The organism is Rahnella woolbedingensis, assembly GCF_003602095.1.
GTDB classification, from domain to species: Bacteria; Pseudomonadota; Gammaproteobacteria; order Enterobacterales; family Enterobacteriaceae; genus Rahnella; species Rahnella woolbedingensis.
Window position 1 is genome coordinate 147,084 of record NZ_RAHH01000012.1, and the last position, 22,879, is coordinate 169,962.

Sequence of the window (22,879 nt, forward strand, 5' to 3'; positions counted from 1 at the left end):
CGAGTGAATTTTAGAAATGTGTCACAAAAGGCGTGCTGTCGGTCGGGATCACCTGCAGGCTCGCTTTCAGCTGCGGGGTACCGAGATACAGGAAACCGACGATTTTATCGTTCTCACCGCATTTGAATGCCTTGCGTACATCTGCATGGTCGGTCCAGGCGCCGGTACGCCAGATGCCGTTGAAACCCTGCGCCAGCGCAGCCATCTGCATCGCCTGAACGGCACAACCGGCGGAAAGCAACTGTTCCCACTGCGGCACTTTCGGACTTTCTTTGCAGGCCGCAATCACGGTAATGATTTGCGGGGCGCGAAGTGGCGCCTGCGTGGCTTTCTCGATAGCTTTTTCATCCGCGCCGTCTTTAATGGCGGCAGCCCGCAGTAATTCACTGAAACGGGTCAGACCGTCGTTTTCAGCAATCACAAACCGCCACGGCTGCAAAGCACCGTGATCCGGCGCGCGCATCCCGGCGTTGATGATGTTTTGCAGCGCCTCGCCTGCCGGAGCAGGAGCAGCCAGACGGGAAGCGGAACGGCGGTTAAGTAATAAGTCCAAAGCGTCCATTTTAATCTCCTGAGAATAATTGCTATTTACCTTACGTTAACATAGCCGCTACGGTATTTTCCAACGCATCAGATGCTTTCAGATAATGCGTCGTTGCTAAATCCTGACATGATTTAAAGCTGACTTTTTACCGGCGTGTCATTAGGATAGCGGGACTTATCTGTCTTGTTGGAGAGACCATGCGCGCATTGTGGCGAATTATCGCCGGATTTTTTAAGTGGACCTGGCGTCTTCTTAATTTCGTCAGAGAATTCATTCTCAACGTTTTCCTTATCCTGATTATTCTGGCTGGCGTGGGCATCTGGTATGCCGTGCAGGACAAACCCGTCGATACCACTAAAGGTGCGCTGCTGGTAGACCTGAGCGGTTCCGTGGTGGATAAGCCTTCGGTCAATAATAAAGTCCGTCAGTGGGGTCGTGAATTGCTGGGCACGTCGAGCAGCCGTTTACAGGAGAACTCCCTGTTTGATCTGGTCGATACTATTCGCGCGGCAAAAGATGACAAAAACGTCACCGGTATCGTGTTGCAACTGACTGATTTCACCGGCACTGACCAGTCATCGATGCAATATATCGGCAAAGCGCTGCGTGAATTCCGTGACGCAGGTAAACCGGTGTATGCCATCGGTGACAGCTATAACCAGTCGCAATATTATCTGGCGAGCTACGCCAACAAAATCTACCTGTCGCCACAGGGCGCGGTCGATTTGCACGGTTTTGCGACCAACAATCTGTATTACAAATCCCTGCTCGATAAGCTGAAGGTCACGACCAATATCTTCCGCGTCGGGACGTATAAATCTGCCGTTGAGCCGCTGATCCGTGACGATATGTCCCCTGCAGCTCGTGAAGCAGATAGCCGCTGGATTGGTGGATTGTGGACTAACTATCTCAATACCGTTTCTGCAAACCGTCAGATCACGCCTGAACAATTGTTCCCTGGCGCAGCGGGTATATTAGCGGGAATGCAGGCGACCGGCGGCGATATGGCGCAGTACGCGCTGAAAGCCAAACTGGTGGATACGCTGGCTTCCCGTACCGAAGCGGACAACGATATGGTGAAAGCGTTTGGCTGGAATAAAGACGCCAAAGACTTTAACTACACCAGCATCTACGATTATTCGCCGAAACCAAAACCGGACAATAACGACCCGCAAATCGCGGTGATCTTCGCGACCGGTGCCATCAACGACGGTGAAGAACAACCGGGTGCAGTCGGTGGCGACACGACGGCCCAGCAAATTCGTGATGCCCGTCTGGATCCGAAAGTGAAAGCGATTGTGTTCCGCGTCAACAGCCCGGGCGGCAGCGTCAGCGCTTCTGAGGTGATCCGCTCCGAACTGGCTGCTGCGAAAGCCGCTGGCAAACCGGTGGTGGTTTCAATGGGCGGCATGGCGGCATCCGGCGGCTACTGGATTTCTACGCCAGCAAACTACATCATCGCCAGCCCGAGCACCCTCACCGGCTCCATCGGTATCTTCGGCGTGATCAACACCTATCAGAACACGCTGGATTACGCCGGTGTGCATACTGATGGCGTGGCGACGTCACCGCTGGCGGATATCGCTTCCACCAAAGCGCTGCCACCGGAGTTCTCGCAGATGATGCAGCTGAACATCGAGAACGGTTATAAGACCTTCCTCGGTCTGGTTGCCGATTCGCGCCACAAAACACCTGAAGAAATCGATCAGATTGCCCAAGGTCACGTATGGATCGGTTCTGATGCCAAGGCCAATGGTCTGGTGGATGAACTGGGTGATTTCGATGACGCAGTGAAGAAAGCCGCCGATCTGGCGAAACTGCCGAAATGGCAGCTGAACTGGTACGTCAGCGAGCCAAGCCTCAGCGACATGGTGTTCTCGCAGGTGAGCGTGTCGGTTCACGCCATGCTGCCAGCGGCGATTCAGGCTTATCTGCCTGCGCCGGTGAGCAAAATGGCGATGGAGCTGAAATCACAGGCTGACCTGTTCAGCAATATGAATGACCCGCAAAACCGTTACGCACTTTGCCTGACCTGTGGTGACGTGAAGTAACGTTCCGTTTTTTGGATACTGCGCCATAAAACGGGATAAAGATTCGCCATAATTCATTGCCCGTAGCTTCTCTGAGAACTCCGGGCTTTTTATGGTGGGACGCCAGCCACGAAGCCTTTATACTTAGCGCAGTTGCTTTCACCTTTCTAAAAAAAGAACATCTTCGATGACTAAAAAATCTATTTACGTTGCCTATACCGGCGGCACAATCGGTATGCAGCGTTCTGAACAGGGTTACATCCCGGTTTCCGGCCATTTACAACGTCAGCTGGCGCTGATGCCGGAATTCCACCGCCCTGAAATGCCTGAATTCACCATTCAGGAATATGCGCCCCTGATGGACTCTTCCGACATGACGCCGGAAGACTGGCAGCACATTGCCGATGATATTCAGTCGCATTACGATGAGTACGACGGTTTCGTTATCCTGCACGGCACGGATACTATGGCGTTCACCGCTTCTGCACTCTCTTTCATGCTGGAAAATCTGAGCAAACCGGTCATTGTGACAGGGTCACAAATTCCGCTCGAAGCGCTGCGTTCTGACGGTCAGATTAACCTGCTGAACTCGCTGTACATCGCCGCCAATCATCCGGTCAACGAAGTCACCCTGTTCTTTAACAATCGTCTGTATCGCGGTAACCGCAGCACTAAAGCCCACGCTGATGGTTTCGATGCTTTTGCATCCCCGAACCTGACTCCGCTGCTGGAAGCCGGGATCCACATCCGCCGCCTTTCCACGCCTTCGCTGCCCGTTGTGCCCGCCGCGAAGCTGAAAGTTCATCACATCACTCCGCAGCCTATCGGCGTGGTGACGATTTATCCGGGGATTTCAGCCGAAGTCGTACAAAACTTTCTGATGCAGCCGGTGAAGGCTCTGATCCTGCGCTCCTACGGCGTCGGCAATGCGCCGCAAAAGGGTGACCTGCTGAAAGTGCTGAAAGATGCCTCTGAACGCGGCATTGTGGTGGTGAATCTGACGCAATGTATTTCAGGGCGCGTCAACATGGGGGGTTATGCCACCGGTAACGCGCTGGCGCATTCCGGTGTGATCAGCGGATTTGATATGACCGTCGAAGCGGCACTGACCAAATTGCATTACCTGCTCAGCCAGACGCATACTCCGCAAGAAATCCGTGAGCTGATGCAGCAAAATCTGCGCGGCGAACTCACCGAATAATTGACGTTTAAGGGGCATTATGAAATCTGCTTTGTTGCTGGTCGATTTGCAAAACGATTTTTGTCGCGGCGGCGCGCTGGCGGTTTCTGACGGCGACGCGACGATTGCGGTCGCAAATAAGATGATGGCGTGGTGTAAAAGCCAGGACATCCCGGTGCTGGCATCACAGGACTGGCACCCTGCCGGACATCGCAGCTTTGCCACCAATTCGCACGCCGAACCCTGGACATCGGGCGAACTCAATGGCCTGCCACAAGTGTGGTGGCCGGTTCACTGCGTCCAGCAGGAACCCGGCGCTGAATTTCATCCCGCCCTGAATCTGCCGCTGGTGGATTTCGTGGTGCAGAAAGGCACGAATCCCGACATCGACAGTTACAGTGCATTTTTCGATAACGGCCACCGCGCAGCCACGGTGCTAAACGACTGGCTGAAAGCGGCAAAAGTGACGCATCTCTATGTGATGGGACTGGCGACGGATTACTGCGTGAAATTCACCGTGCTTGACGCACTCGCACAGGGTTATCAGGTGACACTGCTGACCGACGGGTGCCGTGGCGTAAATTTACAGCCAGAAGACAGTGCCGAAGCAATTGAAGCGATACGGGCTGCGGGGGCGGTGATCAGTACCTCAGAGGCGGTGTTGGCGTGAGTTTACTCTTCTGCTAAAGGAATAGCAGAAGAGTAAAGAGCAGAGACATCGGTAGCCAACCCCCTCACTCAATGCCAAATACTGCTCAGAGAAAAAATAACCAACAATCCCCCACCCGCTATATTCACGACCTTTTTCAAGGTAACGGTATTTATCTTATTAGCGGAGAAAATAAGCACCTTACTGACAGCGATCAGCCAGGCGGACATCACAGCAATATGCACGGTCGCCAGAATCATGTAATGCCCGATTTCACCCTGACTGCCGGCAAATTGTGAAACGACGGTCAGGTAAAACATAATCGCTTTCGGGTTAAGCACATTCGCAAGCCAGGCATCTTTCAATGTCACCGCTGCGCCGCTGCTGTCGAACACCATCTCACGCGCATTGAGACCACTGCGGATAAGCTGGATACCCAGCCAAAGCAGATAGGCCGTGCCTGCTATTTTCAGAATACTGAAAAGCGTCGGAGATGCCATGAGCAACGACGTGATGCCCAGCCCGATAAAAATTGCGTGAGTGTAGATGCCGAAAGCCGTTCCGGTGAGCGTCTTTAAAAGACCTTTGCGTCCACCACACAGTGCGCTGTTCATGGCAAGCGTAAAGCTTGCGCCGGGAGACAGTGCAACGGGAAGTAATGCGGGGATAAAACCGGTTAGATTGATGTCCATATTCATATAAAAAACTAAGGGTGTTTTCCTGTTGTTTTAGAATGTTAGCATCAATTTCAAAGGCGCAGTTTAGCGCCCTTTTTCTTGGCTCTGGCAATCATTACTCAGGTTTCAGCTTTATCAGCGTTTCATGCGCGAACTGCTGTTTCAGTTCCTGCTTGCTTTTAGTGACGATCTGCCCGTCGGTGCCGATGCTCATATGCTGGGCATCCACGTTGTGACGCGACTGATACAGCATGACGGCCTGCAGGCTGTGCTCTTTCTGTTCCGGCGTCAGCGCCACACCATCTGGCCACTTACCAAGTTCCACGGCCTGCACCAGACGTGCATAGATTTCCGGCGTCATTACATCAATGAGTTGATTAATTTCCATCTGACTGAGCCCTCAGCTCCACGCTATTATTCAAAAGGTTTTGAATAATAGCTGAATCGATTTTGTCGGGTAGATTACATCGCACTTTCACGACTCTCTAGCCGGCGGTTTTATCGCCACTCTGACCATCAGTAAAACGCATTGAGGCCGAATTCACACAGTAACGTTCGCCTGTCGGCTTAGGACCATCCGGGAAAACATGCCCCAGATGCGCTTCACAACCCGAACAGCGTATCTCAACGCGTTGCATATTATGCGCTTTATCAGTGAGATATTTAATCGCATCCGGTTGCACCGGCTGATAAAAACTGGGCCAGCCGCAGCCTGAATCGTATTTGGTATCGGAATAGAACAGCGCGGAACCACAGACGACGCAATGATAAATACCTTCACGGCGGTTATGCAGCAACTTTCCGGAGAACGGAGGCTCGGTTCCGTGATTCTGCGTGACATAACGTTGAATTTCAGTGAGTTGCTCGAGGGTAGAGGAAGATTCTAATTCAATACTCATGTTTATCGTTCTCTGACGAATATAAAAATCAACTAAAATAACAGTTTATAATAACAAAAAATTAACAACAGGTCTGCCCCTTTTGACCTAAACTGTATGGCATCAGCGTTACCTGACTCGCAACTTGTGATGGCGATCACACTCCTGACCTTCCGGTACTTTATATTCAGTTTTTCGCCCCCATGTGGTTGTAAGCCGATTAAGAAAACGGAACGTGCAATAAGCGAGCAATAGTAGGTCGTCGCTTTGACTTACAGCAATAATTGACACGATTCCGCTTGACGCTCAGCAAGGTTTTTGTAATTTTACAACCAACCTTTTATTCACTAAAAAAATAGCTGGTGGAATATATGACTATCAAAGTAGGTATCAACGGTTTTGGCCGTATCGGTCGCATTGTTTTCCGTGCTGCTCAGGAACGTTCTGACATCGAGATCGTAGCAATCAACGATCTGTTAGACGCGGACTACATGGCATACATGCTGAAGTACGACTCAACTCATGGTCGTTTCAACGGCACCGTTGAAGTTAAAGACGGTCACCTGGTTGTTAACGGCAAAACCATCCGTGTTACCGCTGAGCGTGACCCAGCTAACCTGAAATGGAACGAAGTTAACGTTGACGTTGTAGCTGAAGCTACTGGTCTGTTCCTGGATGATGCGACTGCTCGTAAACACATCACTGCAGGCGCTAAGAAAGTTGTTCTGACTGGTCCTTCTAAAGACAACACCCCAATGTTCGTTATGGGCGTTAACCATAAAGAATACGCAGGTCAGGAAATCGTTTCTAACGCATCTTGTACCACTAACTGCCTGGCACCACTGGCTAAAGTTATCAACGACAACTTCGGTATCGTTGAAGCTCTGATGACCACTGTGCATGCAACTACCGCAACACAGAAAACTGTTGATGGCCCGTCTCACAAAGACTGGCGCGGCGGCCGCGGCGCATCCCAGAACATCATCCCTTCTTCTACCGGTGCTGCTAAAGCAGTAGGTAAAGTAATCCCAGCTCTGAACGGTAAACTGACGGGTATGGCGTTCCGCGTTCCTACTCCTAACGTTTCTGTTGTTGACCTGACTGCACGTCTGGAAAAACCAGCTTCTTACAAAGAAATCTGCGCAGTAATCAAAGCAGCTTCTGAAGCCGGCGACCTGAAAGGCGTTCTGGGTTACACCGAAGACGACGTAGTATCTACCGACTTCAACGGCGAAAAACTGACTTCCGTATTCGATGCGAAAGCAGGTATCGCTCTGAACGACAACTTTGTGAAACTGGTTTCCTGGTACGACAACGAAACTGGCTACTCAAACAAAGTATTGGATCTGATCGCTCACGTTTCCAAATAATTGGCAATGTGAATGAACTGATTGAAGGGCGACGCAAGTCGCCCTTTTGCTTTCTGTCGGTTGCACTTTTTTATCAGCACATGAGTGCGGTCAAACAGTTGAGTTGGGTTCATGTGTAGTCTTGGTTCTAAATCTTAGAAGTTTTAACCCTGACAGGACTTTAGATAATGACAGAACAACTTTTTTCTCTCCCGGTCGTAAACCAGATCACCACCTCCGTCAGCCAGCGTCTTATCGACGAACTGCCGGTGCTTGTTGTTTCCCATCCGAAAGTTCGTGCTGCTATTGCCCTGCAAGGCGCGCATCTGCTGTCATGGCAGCCTGAAGGCGAAGAGCCTGTATTGTGGATGAGCAGCGCCAGTGCATTTAAAGAAGGCGTCGCTATTCGTGGCGGTATCCCGATTTGCTGGCCGTGGTTCGGTCCGGCAGGCAAACCTTCACACGGTTTCGCACGAAACATGGCGTGGGAACTGACTGATCATCAGGAAACTGATGAAGGTGTTGTCCTGACGTTAACGTTGAAAAGCTCTCCTGAAACACTGGCGCTGTGGCCGCACGAATTTACGCTGACTGCACGCTTCACGCTCGGCGCAACCTGCCATATTGAACTGGAATCTACCGGTGATTTTGAAGCTAACAGCGCCCTTCACACCTATTTCAATATCGGTGATATTGCCAGTGTGAATGTCAAAGGCCTGGGCAACAGCTTTATCGATAAAGTCGATGGCGCAAAAGCAAAACAGACCGAAGGTGACCTGACCTTCACTGGCCAGACTGACCGCATCTATACCCAGCCGCAGTCCACCAGTGAAATCGTGGATCTGGTACTCAAACGCACGCTGGTTATTGCACATGAAAATAACTCTGACGTTGTTGCCTGGAACCCGGGTTCTGAATTGTCTGTCAGCATGGCGGATATGCCGGATGACGGTTACAAAACCATGGTCTGTGTTGAAACCGCGCAGGTTTCAGACAAGCACGTCTCCACGCATGCCGCACCGGCGCGCCTGGCGGTGACGTTCTCTGTCCGCAAGTAAGTTATGTCGCAGCGGTGATGCTGCATATATGACTAAGGGGCCAAAAGGCCCCTTTTCGCTGTCTGATTTAGGCAAAGAATGGCAGATTTCAGACCATATCCAGCGGCATTTTATGATTCGGTGCCGGAAACGCAGCGTCAATTTGTGCGATTTCTTCATCACTCAGGCTAAGCATCATTGCAGCGGCATTATCTTTTATATGCTGCGGCTGAACGGCCTTCGGGATCGCAATCACGTGACCCGAACGGATCACCCACGCCAGCGCAATTTGCGAACTGGTCACTCCCCGCTCCTTCGCAATGTTCTGCATCACCGGCGCGGTCAGGACATCGTGGCGTAATTTTCCGGCCTGTGCCAGCGGGCAATAGGCCATTACCGGCACGCCATGTTCTTCGCTCCACGGCAGCAGATCGAATTCAATGCCACGGGCAGCGGCGTGATACAGCACCTGATTGGTCATACAGTGTTCGCCACCGGGGATTTTCCACAGCGCCTGCATGTCGTCAGTGTCGAGATTAGAAACTCCCCAGCGACGGATTTTGCCTGATTGCTGTAGTTTCTCCATCGCGGCGACAGTGTCATGTAGCGCAATCGAACCACGCCAGTGCAACAGGTACAGGTCTATACAATCAGTTTGAAGCCTTTTGAGACTTTGCTCGCAGGCCGCGATGGCTTTCGCGCCACCGGCATTGTGCGGATAGACTTTTGATACCAGAAACACGTCATCTCGCCGCCCTGCTATCGCTTCCCCAACTACCCTTTCCGCTCCTCCGTCCGCATATATTTCTGCGGTATCGATCAGGCTCATACCGGCATCCAGCCCTTGTTTTAATGCATTCACTTCAGAGCGAAATTCACTGTTTCGCTCCCCCATATACCAGGTGCCTTGTCCGATTGCGGGTACGGTTGTGCCATCAGGCAGTTGTACGGTCTTCGCTTTCATCTGTTTCCTCCGGTCGGGTCGTGACTCTTAATGAAGATAATGTGGATGAACTATAAATGTGCAAATGGGGCGAAACGCCCCATTACTGTGCAGCATAAGCACCTGAAGGGTGCAATGCATCAGAAGGTGTAAGTGACACCTGTCCACAACACACCCGTCCAGTCTTTTTCAATGATCGGGCTGTCGGTCACTTCACTGGCCAGACGCAGATAACGGCCAGTCACGAAGCCCTGCCAGTCCGCGGTGAAGTTGTATTTCGCGGAGACTTCAACATACGGGCTGAAACTGTCATCCGGTGAATAGCTGTGGAATCCGCTGCGACGGGATTCGTCTTTGGTCACGCCGTAGTAGTACTGGTTGAGGTTCGAGCTGAACCAGGTCACACCAACGCCCGGAACCACGGCCCAGTTAGCCCCTTTAATCGCATATAAATAGCTCAGATCCGCGGTCATACCGTTGCTGGTATCGAGCGTATCGGCGTTGAAGGCAGCACGGATGGTACCCCACTCGGCGTTGTGCGAATAAGCCAGACCCGCCATCAACGTTGAATGACGTTTATCGAGGCGCTTCATGCGCTTATCGTCGCTGTCACTTGGGTCAAAGCTTAACGGGAAGTAGCTCGCCGTCACGCTGAATTTGTTGGCATCGTCATTCCACAGATAGTAGCCCGCCATCAGCGTGTGGAAGTAGAAATCATCATTATCGTAATTGATGATCGGCACCGGATAGACGTGGTCGTTATCTCCACGATACGGATCCGGAGCAACCAGAGCAGATGCACCTAACTGCCATGTCCCTGCAACGGCAGCATGGCTGCAAATCACTGCCGCGCCAGCGATGGACAGTGTTTTTATAAACGAAATTTTCATTGCTTATTTCCATTAAGTAAAAAAAACGCCGTTAGTTTAAATGAAGCATAAACGAAGCGCTTAGCTTTTCTCGTTCTTGAAAAAGACTTACCCGAAAAAATCGGGCGGATCGCACAATTTATATGCAAAATATGAAATAAAAATGACTAAAGAAATAACTTCCGCTCTGCAGAGCACGCCCTGTAAGGCTTTTCAGAGCATTCGATACAACTGAGTCATTGATATGACTTAAAAAACGGCAAAGCCATAGAGGAAATTTTCTTAATGCCAAACTACGCTTATAAATAGATGAAAGACTTAGCCTGAACAGTCGCCCGTCCCACCGAGTCACGACAGTTTACAAAGCATCGTTACTGTCAGCGTCAAAGGGGTTCTGCAAGTTGGCATAAGGGTTGCTGTATTTCAGGTGGGAGATCTTTCTTCCGGGAGCGCTGAAAAAAGCTCTCATTAACCTGTGCGTTACCCAAGTCGTTGGAATTACAGCAAGGTGGTGGTTCCAGAGATAAAGGTAAAATAACGAAGGACGGGCATCGTATGAACATATTTGACCACTATCGCCAGCGCTATGAGGCTGCCAAGGACGAAGAGTTCACACTGCAGGAATTTCTTACCATTGCACGGCAAGATCGCAGTGCTTATGTCAATGCGGCGGAACGTCTGTTGATGGCAATCGGTGAACCAGTGATGGTAGATACCGCGCTTGAACCACGCCTGTCGCGTTTATTCTCGAACCGTGTTGTTGCACGCTACCCTGCATTTGAAGAGTTTTACGGCATGGAAGAGGCTATCGAACAGATTGTCTCCTACCTGAAACACGCCGCGCAGGGACTGGAAGAAAAGAAACAAATCCTCTATTTACTGGGCCCGGTGGGTGGCGGTAAATCGTCACTGGCCGAACGGCTGAAATCCCTGATGCAACGTGTACCGATTTATGTGCTGAGCGCCAACGGCGAACGCAGCCCGGTAAACGATCATCCTCTGTGTCTGTTTAATCCGCAGGAAGATGCGCATATTCTCGAAAAAGAATACAACATTCCTCCGCGCTATCTCGGCACCATCATGTCGCCATGGGCGGCAAAACGTCTGCATGAATTTGGCGGCGACATCACGAAGTTCAAAGTCGTGAAAGTCTGGCCGTCGATTCTGGAACAAATTGCCATCGCCAAAACTGAACCGGGCGATGAAAACAACCAGGATATCTCTGCACTGGTCGGGAAAGTGGATATCCGTAAACTGGAAAATCACGCCCAGAACGATCCGGATGCTTATGGTTATTCCGGTGCTCTGTGTCGCGCAAACCAGGGTGTGATGGAATTCGTCGAGATGTTCAAAGCACCGATTAAAGTGCTGCACCCGTTACTGACTGCCACGCAGGAAGGTAACTACAACGGCACCGAAGGGATCTCCGCCCTGCCGTTCAACGGCATTATTCTGGCGCACTCCAACGAATCTGAATGGGTGACGTTCCGTAACAACAAGAATAATGAAGCGTTCCTTGACCGTGTATACATCGTGAAAGTGCCTTACTGCCTGCGCGTTTCTGAAGAGATGAAAATCTACGACAAACTGCTCAGCAACAGTGAACTGGCCCACGCACCTTGCGCACCGGGAACCCTGGAAACGCTCGCGCGCTTCTCAATTTTGTCGCGTCTGAAAACGCCTGAAAACTCCAGCAGCTATTCCAAAATGCGGGTTTACGACGGTGAAAGCCTGAAAGATACCGACCCGAAAGCCAAGTCCTATCAGGAATACCGCGATTATGCGGGCGTGGACGAAGGCATGAACGGGCTGTCGACACGTTTCGCGTTTAAAATTCTCTCCCGCGTGTTCAACTTTGACCATGTGGAAGTGGCCGCCAACCCGGTTCATCTGTTCTATGTTCTGGAACAGCAAATCGAGCGCGAACAGTTCCCGCAGGACATCGCTGAAAAATATCTGGAGCACCTGAAAGGCTATCTGATCCCGAAATACGCTGAGTTTATCGGCAAAGAGATCCAGACGGCTTATCTGGAATCCTATTCAGAATACGGACAAAACATTTTCGACCGTTATGTTACGTACGCTGATTTCTGGATCCAGGATCAGGAATATCGCGACCCGGATACCGGACAGTTGTTCGACCGTGAAGCGCTGAATGCTGAGCTGGAGAAAATTGAAAAACCGGCGGGTATCAGCAATCCAAAAGATTTCCGCAACGAAATCGTCAACTTCGTGCTGCGTGCCCGTGCTAACAACAGCGGCCGCAATCCAAACTGGACCAGTTACGAAAAACTGCGTACGGTCATTGAGAAAAAAATGTTCTCAAATACCGAGGAATTACTGCCAGTTATCTCGTTTAACGCCAAGACGTCGACCGATGAACAGAAGAAACATGATGATTTTGTCGACAGAATGATGGAGAAAGGATATACACGCAAACAGGTTCGCCTGCTGTGTGAATGGTATCTGCGCGTAAGAAAATCCTCGTAACAGAGGATCGTTGGCAACGTCGTTTGGGGGAAATATGACGTATTTCATTGACCGACGGCTGAATGGCAAAAACAAAAGCGCGGTGAACCGCCAGCGCTTTTTGCGCCGCTATAAGTCGCAAATCAAACAGTCGATTGCCGAGGCCATCAACAAGCGTTCGGTTACCGACGTGGACAGCGGGGAGTCGGTTTCGATCCCCAATGCTGATATCAACGAACCCATGTTTCATCAGGGTCGCGGTGGCTTACGCCACCGTGTTCACCCCGGCAATGACCACTTTGTGCAGAATGACCGTATCGAACGACCGCAAGGGGGCGGTGGCGGCGGCAGTGGTCAGGGCGAAGCCAGTCAGGACGGTGAAGGCGAAGATGAGTTTTCATTCCAGATCTCCAAAGACGAATATCTCGATCTGTTGTTTGAAGATCTGGCGCTGCCTAACCTGCGTAAAAACCAGCATAAACAGCTGAACGAATACAAAACCCACCGCTCCGGTTATACGTCTAACGGCGTGCCGGCCAATATCAGTGTGGTTCGCTCTTTGCAAAACTCGCTGGCACGCCGTACGGCGATGACCGCGGGTAAAAAACGGGAGCTGCGTGAGCTGGAATCGACGCTGACCGAGGTCGAGCACAGTGAACCGGCACAGTTACTCGAAGAAGAACGGCTGCGCAAAGAAATTGCTGAGTTGCGGGCGAAAATCGCGAAAACACCGTTCATTGATACCTTCGATTTACGCTATCGCAACTACGAACGTCGCCCCGAGCCTTCAAGTCAGGCGGTGATGTTCTGTCTGATGGATGTCTCCGGTTCTATGGATCAGGCAACCAAAGACATGGCCAAACGTTTCTATATCCTGCTCTATTTGTTCCTGAGCAGAACCTATAAAAACGTCGATGTGGTCTATATCCGTCACCATACACAGGCGAAAGAAGTGGATGAACAGGAGTTCTTCTACTCGCAGGAAACCGGCGGGACCATCGTTTCGAGCGCACTGAAACTGATGGATGACGTCATTAAGGAACGCTACGATCCGGCGCAGTGGAATATTTATGCCGCACAGGCCTCCGATGGCGATAACTGGGCTGACGACTCCCCTCTTTGCCACCAGCTTCTGGCACAGAAGATCTTGCCGATGGTGCGTTATTACAGCTACATCGAAATCACCCGACGCGCCCACCAGACGCTGTGGCGTGAATACGAAGTATTACAGGAGAAATTCGATAATTTCGCCATGCAGCATATCCGCGAACAGGAGGATATTTATCCGGTATTCAGGGAGCTTTTTCATAAGCAAGTCCAGGACCACTAATGTTTAGCCTTTGAAAACAGCGGATTATTTATTAATGAACCGCTGTTTTTTTATCTCTAACAAAACTTCATCAGACTTGGGGTATTTTTTGAAATACAGTCTAAACTTCAGGAGAGCAAAGCAATGACTTACCTCTACAAAAGGATGCTGTATATGAAAAAAATTACTTTAGCTACTACCCTGCTTATTTCTGCCTTTTCTTTCAGTGCATTGGCTGCTGAACAAGTCTCTAAGGAAGAAGTCGAACACTATAAACTGGTAAAAATCGACAACATCAAAGTGGCAGAATCCGGCGGAAAAGTCGGTTCTCCAAGTGAGTTGCACGAGGAGTTGTCAAAAATGGCGGATGAGAAAGGCGGTAAATATTACCATATCATCGCCGCTGGCCAGAAAGGCCCGAATTTTGAAGCGATCGCCACGGTATATAAAGACGCAGAGAAAAAGTAGCTGCTCAGAAATAACCAAACCACGCCGGGTGCGTGGTTTTTTTTATCAGAAGAAGCTAACCTTAAAATAATCCAAAAAAAAAGCCAGAGGCATATTTCCTCTGGCTTTTTCGTATTATTTCCCGGACGGGAAATTACATGCCATACACCAGGTTTACAGACGTCACCGTATCGGTTTTATCCGGCGCGCTGGCTGGTGGTTTGGTGTTATAGGTTACGTCATACGCCACTTTCAGCGAGAAGTGGGAGTTGATCGCAACGGTCAGCGCAGTTTCTGAGTTCAGCGTGGTTTCGTCGTTAGCTAAAACAGAAACGCCCTGCGTGAAGCGTGCAGTGTCGCTTATCTGGTAACCGTAAGTGCCTGAGGCGTAAGCCAGAGCACGGGTGGTGTTCCCGCCTTGTTCGAACTCATCATGACGAACACCAGGACCGGCTTCCAGGTTCAGCGTGTGCACCGGACCGCTCCAGATCTGACGACCATAACCCAGTGTACCGACTGTACGTGAACGGTAACCGTTATAACGGTCGCTCAGCCAGCTGCCCTGACCGAACACATAGTTCGCGTTATCCAGGTTATAACGGGTACGGCCACCGGCCTGATACTTCTCGGATGAACGCACACCGGAAGAAGATGTGTTACGCGCAGAACCCCACAGGCTGTAAGCCGTGTTGGTATCAAACCAGGTCATGGTGGTATCAGCATTCAGCGTGGAGTTGCTGGTGTTACCAGTTTGCGCGCTGTAACCCGCCTGAACATTGCCCTCGAAAGGCTTTTTCGCCTGAGCAGGGTCATCTAACGCAGTGAAGATGGTGGTGTCTGCAAGGCTAGAGATACTAAACAGCGCTGCACCACATACGATGGCACAAGCTGGTAAACGACGTACAACCCGAAAAAACATTTTGTTTCCCCAATAAGACTTAAGGCAAATAACAACATTAAAACCACACGATGTATGCCATTAATTAGGATCCGTTAATCAAGCCTGACAACTCCGTTTCGATGGCACATGCATACAAACATTTCTACCGCAACAAATATAACGCACTCAGCCCAGGATATCTTAATAAAGCGGCTTTTTTAGATAGTTCCGAATGACATATATTTCCAGCAATAGAAACATACGAAATCATTACGTTTCCTTTCATTGATTTCTTATTTCAATGCCGGTTGGTAATAACTCATCACGTATCACACTTTACTTCTTTCCTGCCGCTTTGGTTCGAAATGTTGCGAGCCGGCAGCGTACAGATTTCCGCCGAACTCTTCGCTGAATCTTGTCCTTTTGAGCGATGCGGGGTAGTTTTATCCTGATAACGTCTTATTTTTGCCTCGGGTTCCTCGAAGGCAGCCTTCAGGAGGAGTGGTCATGGCTTTACAAAAAGAGATTATTCAGGCTCTGCACGTTAAACCGCATATCGATGCCACACAGGAAGTCCGTGTCAGCGTCGATTTTCTCAAAAGTTATCTGCTGGCCCATCCGTTCATCAGGACACTGGTGTTGGGTATCAGCGGCGGGCAGGATTCTACTCTCACCGGCAAACTTTGCCAAATGGCAATTAGCGAATTACGCGCAGAAACTCATGAAGCCGATTACCAGTTTATCGCCGTGCGTTTGCCTTATGGCGTGCAGGCCGATGAATCCGACTGTCAGGATGCCATCGCGTTCATTCAGCCTGATCAGGTTCTGACCGTGAATATCAAGAATGCCGTGCTGGCGAGCGAAGCGACATTGCGTGAAATTGGTATCGAGCTGAGTGATTTTATTAAAGGTAATGAAAAAGCCCGTGAGCGCATGAAAGCGCAGTACAGCATTGCCGGGATGAAGAAAGGCGTCGTGGCCGGGACTGACCATGCGGCAGAAGCCGTGACCGGATTCTTCACCAAATACGGCGATGGCGGCACGGACATCAACCCGATTTTCCGTCTGAATAAACGTCAGGGTAAAGCGTTGCTCAAAGAACTGGGCTGCCCGGAACATTTGTATACCAAAGCCCCCACGGCGGATCTGGAAGAAAACCGCCCTGCTTTGCCGGATGAAGTCGCACTTGGCGTGACGTACGAGCTGATCGACGATTATCTCGAAGGCAAAAAAGTCGACGATAAATATGCTGCGATTATCGAAGGCTGGTACCTGCGCACTGAACACAAACGCCAGCCACCGGTGACGGTGTTTGATGATTTCTGGAAGAAAAAATAACCCTTCCTGCATCTCTGCGTTAACGGACACTTACGGGTGTCCGTTTTTATTCACAAGCCCCTGCTGCACGATTATCACAAGCCGCTTTCCATTCATTAACTAAATCATTACCCTTAGCCTCCTTTCGGATGACTGACAGTGATGTTTTCAATGCAAAAATTCCTTTTCCTGCTGCTGAGCCTGGTACTGCTTGGCCCTCTGGGTATCGACCTCTACCTGCCTGCGATCCCGGCGATTGCCCTGGGCCTGAACAGCACAGAAGCTGTCATTCAGTCCTCAATATCATTGTTTATTCTGGTGATGGGACTCGGCCAGCTGGTTGCCGGGCCGCTGGTCGATAAATTTGGCCGTCGCCCGATCGCCATTATTGGCGTGGTGATTTATCTGGCAGGTGCGATCGTTGCCGCGACCGCCGTTGCACCCTGGATGTTCCTGCTTTCGCGCGTCATTCAGGGACTGGCGGTGTGTTGCACATCGGTAGTGATATTCAGCGGAGTGCGCGACCGGATGAGCGGCAACGATGCCGCCCGCGCATATGGATTTCTCAATGGCACGCTCAATATCATTCCTGCGCTTGCACCGCTGATTGGCGGCCTGATTGCGCAATATTATGGCTGGCGTGCGCCGTTCTGGGCGCTGGCGGGTTATACGCTGGCAGTTCTGCTGCTGGTCATTTTCAAATTGCCTGAAACCCGCCCGGAAGGAACGCAAACCAATACCGGCCTGCCGTTTCGTCAGTACGCACGTATTCTGTTTAATGCCCGCTTTATCACTTTTGCACTGGTTAATGCAGGCGCGATGGGTATGGCGCTGACGTATGTTTCGCTGGCTCCGACGGTACTGATGAATATTGCCGGGCTCACGCCGCTGGAATTCTCGCTGGTGTTTGGCGCAAACGGATTCTGGATCATGGGGATGAGTTTTATCGCCAACCGCATCATCCGCAAAGTAGGACGTCCGGTGTGCCTCAAAACGGGCGGTATTCTGATGTTTATCGGCTGCCTGGGACTGATTGCCGGGATAACCCTGGTTCCGCCAGCTGAACAGACCGCAACCTGGCTCTATATGTTACCGGTGGCCAGCGCCTGTGCCGGTCTGGCGTTCCTGATGGGGCCTGCGACCAGCTATGCACTGGAACCTTTTTCGGCAGAAGCCGGTGTGGCTTCCGCGCTGGTCGGTTCTGTGCAGATGGCCGGAGGGGCGCTGCTGGGCTTTATTGCGATGGCGTTACCCTTGCAGCCAAAACTGAGCCTGGCGCTGGTGATGCTTGCCGGGGGATGTCTGGCGATGCTGGCACGTCGCGCCAGTAAGAAATCGACGGGCCGTCTGACCCGTCTGGAAAACTAGTTTTCTGACTTTTGTTTCTGGCCGATCAATGATCAGTCACTGAAACAGGTACGCGGGGTGAAAGCGCACTCAGCAGCTCGTAGCCCAGCGTACCGCAGGCCGTCGCCACATCATCTACCGGTAAATGGTTACCCCATAATTCGACAGGCGAACCGATTGCCGCATGCGGACACGGCGTGAGATCAACCGTCAGCATATCCATTGATACCGTCCCCACCGTCGTTGTGACAATGCCATCCACCCATACCGGCGTTCCGGTCGGTGCATGGCGCGGATAACCGTCTGCATAGCCGCAGGCGACCACCCCCACCCGCTGCGGTCCGCTCGCCTGATATCGACCACCGTAACCCACACGGTCACCCGCCTTCAGCTCCTGCACGGCAATCAGCTCGCTCTTTAGCGTCATCACCGGTTGCAGACCGGTATGCGCAATATCTTTCCACTCACCGCTTGGCGACGCGCCATAGATAATAATCCCGGGACGGATCCAGTCATGATGAGTCTGCGGATGCCACAAGGTCGCCGCTGAGTTCGCCAGACACCGTGGCCCGCTGATATCTTGTCCTGCAAGATTAACCGCTGCCATCTGTGCGTCCACACCTTCGACACTGTCGGCGGTAGCGAAATGGCTCATCAGAGTGAGCTCACCCACCTGTTTCAGCTCACGCAGCTGTTGCCAGGCCGTGCCCGCGTGCTCAGGGGAAAATCCCAGACGGTTCATCCCGCTGTTCACTTTCAGGTAGACATCCACCGGCTGACTCAATTGTGCTTGCGCCAGCGCCTTAATCTGCCAGTCGCTGTGAACAGCGGTCGTCAGGCGATATTGATCAACGGTGACCAAATCTTCGGCAGTGAAAAATCCTTCCAGCAGTAAAACCGGCCCCTGCCAGCCAGATTCGCGCAGCAAAATGGCTTCTTTGAAATCGAGTAATGCAAAACCATCGGTGGACGACAAACTGCGCCAGATGCGGGAAATACCGTGTCCGTAACCATTGGCTTTCACAACGGTCCAGACCTTACTTTCAGGAGCAAAGCCACGAATGATGTTCAGATTTTGGGTTAAGGCAGAAAGAGATAAAGTGGCAGAAATCGGGCGAGGCATACCAGCTCCGGCAATAAGCAATGTTAAGCCCATGCAGCGTCAGACACTGCATGGGAAAAGATGACCCCAGATTCAGCCTACCGGATGCATTTTATGCGGACCCGCAGGACGCGCGATAAAATCCGGGCTGTAACGCTCAACCGATAAATCATCAGAGGGGATCGCAGGCGTCACGCCTGACATAATATCTGAAAGCAATTGCCCTGAGCCGCAGGCCATTGTCCAGCCCAGGGTGCCGTGCCCGGTATTGAGATACAAATTTTTGATACGCGTGCGGCCGACAATCGGCGTACCGTCCGGCGTCATCGGGCGCAGACCCGTCCAGAACGTCGCCTGTTCGACATTACCGCCGTTCGGATAGAGATCTCTTACCACCATTTCCAGCGTTTCGCGCCGCGCCTGTGCCAGTTTCAGATTGAAGCCGACAATCTCCGCCATCCCACCGACGCGGATGCGGTCATCAAAACGGGTAATGGCAATCTTATAGGTTTCGTCCAGCACGGTAGAAACCGGCGCAGAATCAGGATCGGTAATCGGGATAGTCAGGGAATACCCTTTCAGCGGATAGACAGGAATGGACACCAGATCGTGAAGTAATGCCGTGGAATACGAACCGAACGCCACCACATAAGCATCGGCTTTCACCACGTCATCGCCGCATTGCACGCCGGTGATTTCGCCGTTTTCCACATGCAGCTTATCCACCGTACGGTTAAATTCGAAAACAACGCCAGCCTGACGCGCCATTTCCGCCAGTTTACGGGTAAACATCTGGCAATCGCCGGTTTCATCATTTGGCAATCGCAGACCCCCGGTCAGCTTGTGTGCGACCTGAGCAAGTGCAGGTTCTGCGGTCGCCAGCTGACTGGATTCCAGCAACTGATACGGCACACCCGCATCATCCAGCACGGCGATATCTTTGGCCGCGCTTTCAAACTGCTGCGCAGTCCGGAAAAGTTGCAACGTTCCGCCCTGACGACCTTCGTACTGAATGCCGGTATCGTCACGCAGCGCTTTCATACAGTCGCGGCTATATTCCGCCAGGCGAACCATGCGGCTTTTATTGGTCTGATAATGGTTCATGTCACAGTTGCGCAGCATCTGCCACATCCATTTCAGCTGGAACTGCGTTCCGTCGAGACGAATGGCCAGTGGCGCATGTTTCTGGAACATCCATTTAACCGCTTTAACCGGAACGCCGGGAGCCGCCCACGGCGCAGCATAGCCTGGTGAGATCTGCCCTGCATTGCCCGCGCTGGTTTCTTCTGCCGGACCGGACTGACGATCAATGACCGTGACCTGATGTCCCGCTTTTGCCAGATACCATGCACTGGCGACACCGACCACACCACTGCCTAAAATCACCACACGCATATCGACTCCACTCCACGACAAATCAAAGCATAATATTCTGATGACAGGAAATTAACCTGACTGAGAAAAAACACCAACACAGGCACTCATAACCGTGAGGTCTTTCACAATTATTTATCGTTCATACTCGCATTTATTTCAATAGCCGGAAATAAATAACGATATCTCGCAACATTCAGGGGTTCACAGAAGGAATTTATGGTTTTGTGATTACATTGACAGCAATGACATCATCAGCATCAGGGCACGTTAAAGCGGGTTTTTGAGCAGAATTTAATTCTTAATAAAAGCCAAATAGACAGAATAAAAAACCACAAACAATCATAAGAATACTATTACCTCATGGATTGTGAGATTTTGAGATTCAGGGACTGCGGGGGTTTATAAAGGGGAAGAAAAGCGACATATGAATCTGAAAACGGAAAGCCCCTCTCAACAGCAGTTTTTTATTGTGCAGATCTTCCTCAACAGGGAAATTGACAGCGATCGGCCATAAGGATATAGATTTAATCAGGAAGGGATCCTGGTGTTTATCTAACAGCACACTCAGATTGAGCTACGATTATCAATGGACGTGCGAAATCTTAAGAAAAGGTTGTGAATCAAACACTCTGTAGCGTCCATAACTGAATGAGGGTGCGGCTTATGACAACAGTGACCCAGAAGCAAAAAACTGAGGACAAACGTCTCAGCGACGGACCGGACTGGACGTTTGAGTTATTGCAGACCTACCTTGCAGAGATCGACCGGGTGGCCAAGTCTTACCGGCTTGAAACCTATCCCCATCAGATCGAAATCATCACCTCCGAACAAATGATGGATGCCTACTCCAGCATTGGTATGCCGATTAATTACACTCACTGGTCGTTCGGTAAGAAATTTATTGAAACCGAGCAACTGTACAAACACGGGCAACAGGGTCTGGCGTATGAAATCGTCATCAACTCTAACCCGTGTATTGCCTATCTGATGGAAGAAAATACCATCACGATGCAGGCGCTGGTCATGGCTCATGCCTGCTACGGCCACAACTCTTTCTTTAAAAATAACTACCTGTTTAAAAGCTGGACCGATGCCAGTTCCATCGTCGATTACCTGTTGTTCGCCAAACGCTATATCAGCGAATGTGAAGAACGCTACGGTGTGGACGAAGTCGAACGGCTGCTCGATTCCTGTCATGCGCTGATGAATTACGGCGTCGACCGCTATAAACGTCCGCAAAAAATCTCTTTACAGGAAGAGCTGGCGCGCCAGAAAAGCCGCGAGGAATATCTGCAAAGTCAGGTGAATACGCTGTGGAAAACGTTGCCGCGTAAAGACAGCGTTGATGCGCCCGAACAGGCGCGGCGCTTCCCTTCTGAGCCGCAGGAAAATCTGCTGTATTTCATGGAAAAAAATGCGCCTCTGCTGGAATCCTGGCAGCGGGAAATATTGCGTATCGTGCGTAAAATCAGCCAGTATTTTTATCCGCAAAAACAAACCCAGGTGATGAACGAAGGCTGGGCGACATTCTGGCATTACACCATTCTTAATCATCTTTATGATGAAGGAAAAGTCTCCGACCGTTTCATTCTGGAATTCCTGCACAGTCACACCAATGTGGTGTATCAGCCGCCTTATAACAGCCCGTATTACAGCGGGATCAATCCGTATGCGCTGGGTTTTGCGATGATGCAGGACATCAAGCGTATCTGTCAGGAACCGACGGAAGAAGATCGCTACTGGTTCCCGGATATCGCAGGGTCAGACTGGCTGGAAACACTGCATTTCGCGATGCGTGATTTCAAAGATGAAAGCTTTATCAGTCAGTTCCTGTCGCCGAAAGTGATGCGTGATTTCCGGCTATTTACCGTGCTGGATGACGACCATAATAACTATCTGGAAATCGCGGCGATCCACAATGAGGAAGGCTATCGCGCCATCCGTCAGGAACTGTCGGCGCAATACAACCTGAGTAATCACGAGCCAAACATTCAGGTATGGAATGTCGATCTGCGGGGTGACCGCTCTCTGACGTTGCGTTATATCCCGCAAGATCGCGCGCCGCTCGATAAGAGTCGTCGTGAAGTGATGAAACACGTTCATCGTCTGTGGGGCTTCGATGTGTTTATCGAGCAACTCAACGAAGACGGCGGCGTTGAATTACTCGAACGCTGCCCGCCGCGGCCAACACCGCTGTAAAATTCACGTTTCAGGCATTCAAAAGGGCGCAAAGCGCCCTTTTCTTTGCGCAAAACATGCATATATTTCACTGCTCCTTAATTCTGAATTCTTTGTGACTCCCCTCTCAGTTTATCCCTGTCATCAGGTTTACCTTTCGCATATATTTCATTTATAACATTGATTTTATTATATTTATGTAGCCTATGCATCGCTATTAAAATCACCTTCTGATAAATGATTCCACAACAGTTGACGGAATAACTTTATGGCGACTCTTTATGGCGACTAATGGAA

20 protein-coding genes are annotated in these 22,879 nt (G+C 50.9%); 11 read left to right on the forward strand and 9 right to left on the reverse strand.

The genetic code is table 11. The features are described 5' to 3' along the window. Positions 1-10: 10 nt before the first annotated feature. Complete coding sequence (locus D6C13_RS12265) at positions 11-562, reverse strand: NAD(P)H nitroreductase (RefSeq protein ID WP_120133021.1); 552 nt, start codon at positions 560-562, stop codon at positions 11-13. A gap of 179 nt (positions 563-741) precedes the next feature. Between D6C13_RS12265 and sppA the strand changes: the two genes are divergently transcribed. The 3 genes from sppA (at position 742) to pncA (ending at position 4,424) form a co-directional block, all read left to right on the forward strand. Beyond that, positions 742-2,595: a signal peptide peptidase SppA gene (gene sppA / locus D6C13_RS12270; protein WP_120133022.1), complete on the forward strand. Its 1,854-nt coding sequence runs from the start codon at positions 742-744 to the stop codon at positions 2,593-2,595. A gap of 166 nt (positions 2,596-2,761) precedes the next feature. Beyond that, complete coding sequence (gene ansA / locus D6C13_RS12275; RefSeq protein ID WP_120133023.1) at positions 2,762-3,775, forward strand: asparaginase; 1,014 nt, start codon at positions 2,762-2,764, stop codon at positions 3,773-3,775. A 19-nt stretch (positions 3,776-3,794) separates the two neighbouring features. Further along, positions 3,795-4,424: a bifunctional nicotinamidase/pyrazinamidase gene (gene pncA, locus D6C13_RS12280; RefSeq protein ID WP_120133024.1), complete on the forward strand. Its 630-nt coding sequence runs from the start codon at positions 3,795-3,797 to the stop codon at positions 4,422-4,424. 68 nt (positions 4,425-4,492) lie between these two features. On the opposite strand, the gene D6C13_RS12285 is transcribed toward pncA, so the two are convergent. The 3 genes from D6C13_RS12285 to msrB form a co-directional block, all read right to left on the reverse strand. Next, positions 4,493-5,095, reverse strand: coding sequence for a LysE family translocator (locus D6C13_RS12285; RefSeq protein WP_120133046.1), 603 nt, complete (start codon positions 5,093-5,095; stop codon positions 4,493-4,495). Positions 5,096-5,195: 100 nt separating this feature from the next. Continuing rightward, positions 5,196-5,468, reverse strand: a complete 273-nt coding sequence (locus D6C13_RS12290) for a YeaC family protein (protein WP_120133025.1) — start codon at positions 5,466-5,468, stop codon at positions 5,196-5,198. Between the two features lie 97 nt (positions 5,469-5,565). After that, positions 5,566-5,979, reverse strand: coding sequence for a peptide-methionine (R)-S-oxide reductase MsrB (gene msrB, locus D6C13_RS12295; RefSeq protein WP_120133026.1), 414 nt, complete (start codon positions 5,977-5,979; stop codon positions 5,566-5,568). Between the two features lie 350 nt (positions 5,980-6,329). Here msrB and gapA point away from each other — a divergent pair, with 350 nt between their 5' ends. Then, positions 6,330-7,328 carry a glyceraldehyde-3-phosphate dehydrogenase gene (gapA, locus tag D6C13_RS12300; protein ID WP_013575362.1) on the forward strand — a complete coding sequence of 333 codons (999 nt, stop codon included), beginning with the start codon at positions 6,330-6,332 and terminating at the stop codon, positions 7,326-7,328. A gap of 167 nt (positions 7,329-7,495) precedes the next feature. Continuing rightward, on the forward strand, positions 7,496-8,365 hold the full coding sequence (locus D6C13_RS12305) for a D-hexose-6-phosphate mutarotase (protein ID WP_120133027.1): 870 nt from the start codon (positions 7,496-7,498) through the stop codon (positions 8,363-8,365). 88 nt (positions 8,366-8,453) lie between these two features. On the opposite strand, the gene D6C13_RS12310 is transcribed toward D6C13_RS12305, so the two are convergent. Together D6C13_RS12310 and D6C13_RS12315 are read right to left on the reverse strand one after the other, a co-directional pair. Further along, on the reverse strand, positions 8,454-9,308 hold the full coding sequence (locus D6C13_RS12310; RefSeq protein ID WP_120133028.1) for an aldo/keto reductase: 855 nt from the start codon (positions 9,306-9,308) through the stop codon (positions 8,454-8,456). Between the two features lie 119 nt (positions 9,309-9,427). Next, positions 9,428-10,177: a MipA/OmpV family protein gene (locus D6C13_RS12315; RefSeq protein ID WP_120133029.1), complete on the reverse strand. Its 750-nt coding sequence runs from the start codon at positions 10,175-10,177 to the stop codon at positions 9,428-9,430. Between the two features lie 534 nt (positions 10,178-10,711). Here D6C13_RS12315 and yeaG point away from each other — a divergent pair. The 3 genes from yeaG (at position 10,712) to D6C13_RS12330 (ending at position 14,402) form a co-directional block, all read left to right on the forward strand. Further along, positions 10,712-12,646: a protein kinase YeaG gene (gene yeaG / locus D6C13_RS12320; RefSeq protein WP_120133030.1), complete on the forward strand. Its 1,935-nt coding sequence runs from the start codon at positions 10,712-10,714 to the stop codon at positions 12,644-12,646. 34 nt (positions 12,647-12,680) lie between these two features. Beyond that, on the forward strand, positions 12,681-13,955 hold the full coding sequence (locus D6C13_RS12325; RefSeq protein ID WP_120133031.1) for a YeaH/YhbH family protein: 1,275 nt from the start codon (positions 12,681-12,683) through the stop codon (positions 13,953-13,955). A 153-nt stretch (positions 13,956-14,108) separates the two neighbouring features. Next, positions 14,109-14,402 (forward strand): YdgH/BhsA/McbA family protein, encoded by a 294-nt coding sequence (locus D6C13_RS12330; RefSeq protein WP_120133047.1) that lies wholly within the window; start codon positions 14,109-14,111, stop codon positions 14,400-14,402. A 133-nt stretch (positions 14,403-14,535) separates the two neighbouring features. Here the strand turns inward: D6C13_RS12330 and D6C13_RS12335 are convergent, their stop codons facing one another. Next, on the reverse strand, positions 14,536-15,300 hold the full coding sequence (locus D6C13_RS12335; RefSeq protein WP_120133032.1) for a DUF481 domain-containing protein: 765 nt from the start codon (positions 15,298-15,300) through the stop codon (positions 14,536-14,538). Between the two features lie 468 nt (positions 15,301-15,768). Between D6C13_RS12335 and nadE the strand changes: the two genes are divergently transcribed. Together nadE and D6C13_RS12345 are read left to right on the forward strand one after the other, a co-directional pair. Then, entirely contained in the window at positions 15,769-16,599 is an 831-nt protein-coding gene (gene nadE, locus D6C13_RS12340) for an ammonia-dependent NAD(+) synthetase (RefSeq protein ID WP_120133033.1), read from the forward strand. 150 nt (positions 16,600-16,749) lie between these two features. Next, complete coding sequence (locus D6C13_RS12345; protein ID WP_120133048.1) at positions 16,750-17,946, forward strand: multidrug effflux MFS transporter; 1,197 nt, start codon at positions 16,750-16,752, stop codon at positions 17,944-17,946. 25 nt (positions 17,947-17,971) lie between these two features. Here D6C13_RS12345 and dadX read toward each other — a convergent pair whose 3' ends face one another. Together dadX and D6C13_RS12355 are read right to left on the reverse strand one after the other, a co-directional pair. Continuing rightward, positions 17,972-19,048, reverse strand: a complete 1,077-nt coding sequence (gene dadX, locus D6C13_RS12350) for a catabolic alanine racemase DadX (protein ID WP_120133034.1) — start codon at positions 19,046-19,048, stop codon at positions 17,972-17,974. A gap of 72 nt (positions 19,049-19,120) precedes the next feature. Continuing rightward, a complete protein-coding gene (locus tag D6C13_RS12355; protein ID WP_120133035.1) occupies positions 19,121-20,422 on the reverse strand; it encodes a D-amino acid dehydrogenase in 1,302 nt (433 codons plus the stop codon). Positions 20,423-21,067: 645 nt separating this feature from the next. On the opposite strand from D6C13_RS12355, the gene D6C13_RS12360 reads away from it, so the two are divergent. Then, positions 21,068-22,603 (forward strand): SpoVR family protein, encoded by a 1,536-nt coding sequence (locus D6C13_RS12360; RefSeq protein WP_120133036.1) that lies wholly within the window; start codon positions 21,068-21,070, stop codon positions 22,601-22,603. The last annotated feature ends 276 nt before the right edge of the window (positions 22,604-22,879 follow it).

Excerpts from the sequence above, each read along its gene's own strand:
- D6C13_RS12265 (WP_120133021.1), bottom strand. The coding sequence starts at position 562 with ATGGACGCTTTGGACTTATTACTTAACCGCCGTTCCGCTTCCCGTCTG.
- D6C13_RS12315 (WP_120133029.1), bottom strand. The coding sequence starts at position 10,177 with ATGAAAATTTCGTTTATAAAAACACTGTCCATCGCTGGCGCGGCAGTG.
- D6C13_RS12355 (WP_120133035.1), bottom strand. The coding sequence starts at position 20,422 with ATGCGTGTGGTGATTTTAGGCAGTGGTGTGGTCGGTGTCGCCAGTGCA.
- ansA (WP_120133023.1), top strand. The coding sequence starts at position 2,762 with ATGACTAAAAAATCTATTTACGTTGCCTATACCGGCGGCACAATCGGT.
- D6C13_RS12345 (WP_120133048.1), top strand. The coding sequence starts at position 16,750 with ATGCAAAAATTCCTTTTCCTGCTGCTGAGCCTGGTACTGCTTGGCCCT.
- dadX (WP_120133034.1), bottom strand. The coding sequence starts at position 19,048 with ATGCCTCGCCCGATTTCTGCCACTTTATCTCTTTCTGCCTTAACCCAA.
- yeaG (WP_120133030.1), top strand. The coding sequence starts at position 10,712 with ATGAACATATTTGACCACTATCGCCAGCGCTATGAGGCTGCCAAGGAC.
- sppA (WP_120133022.1), top strand. The coding sequence starts at position 742 with ATGCGCGCATTGTGGCGAATTATCGCCGGATTTTTTAAGTGGACCTGG.
- D6C13_RS12360 (WP_120133036.1), top strand. The coding sequence starts at position 21,068 with ATGACAACAGTGACCCAGAAGCAAAAAACTGAGGACAAACGTCTCAGC.
- msrB (WP_120133026.1), bottom strand. The coding sequence starts at position 5,979 with ATGAGTATTGAATTAGAATCTTCCTCTACCCTCGAGCAACTCACTGAA.
- pncA (WP_120133024.1), top strand. The coding sequence starts at position 3,795 with ATGAAATCTGCTTTGTTGCTGGTCGATTTGCAAAACGATTTTTGTCGC.
- D6C13_RS12305 (WP_120133027.1), top strand. The coding sequence starts at position 7,496 with ATGACAGAACAACTTTTTTCTCTCCCGGTCGTAAACCAGATCACCACC.
- D6C13_RS12310 (WP_120133028.1), bottom strand. The coding sequence starts at position 9,308 with ATGAAAGCGAAGACCGTACAACTGCCTGATGGCACAACCGTACCCGCA.
- D6C13_RS12290 (WP_120133025.1), bottom strand. The coding sequence starts at position 5,468 with ATGGAAATTAATCAACTCATTGATGTAATGACGCCGGAAATCTATGCA.
- D6C13_RS12330 (WP_120133047.1), top strand. The coding sequence starts at position 14,109 with ATGAAAAAAATTACTTTAGCTACTACCCTGCTTATTTCTGCCTTTTCT.
- nadE (WP_120133033.1), top strand. The coding sequence starts at position 15,769 with ATGGCTTTACAAAAAGAGATTATTCAGGCTCTGCACGTTAAACCGCAT.
- D6C13_RS12285 (WP_120133046.1), bottom strand. The coding sequence starts at position 5,095 with ATGGACATCAATCTAACCGGTTTTATCCCCGCATTACTTCCCGTTGCA.
- D6C13_RS12325 (WP_120133031.1), top strand. The coding sequence starts at position 12,681 with ATGACGTATTTCATTGACCGACGGCTGAATGGCAAAAACAAAAGCGCG.
- gapA (WP_013575362.1), top strand. The coding sequence starts at position 6,330 with ATGACTATCAAAGTAGGTATCAACGGTTTTGGCCGTATCGGTCGCATT.
- D6C13_RS12335 (WP_120133032.1), bottom strand. The coding sequence starts at position 15,300 with ATGTTTTTTCGGGTTGTACGTCGTTTACCAGCTTGTGCCATCGTATGT.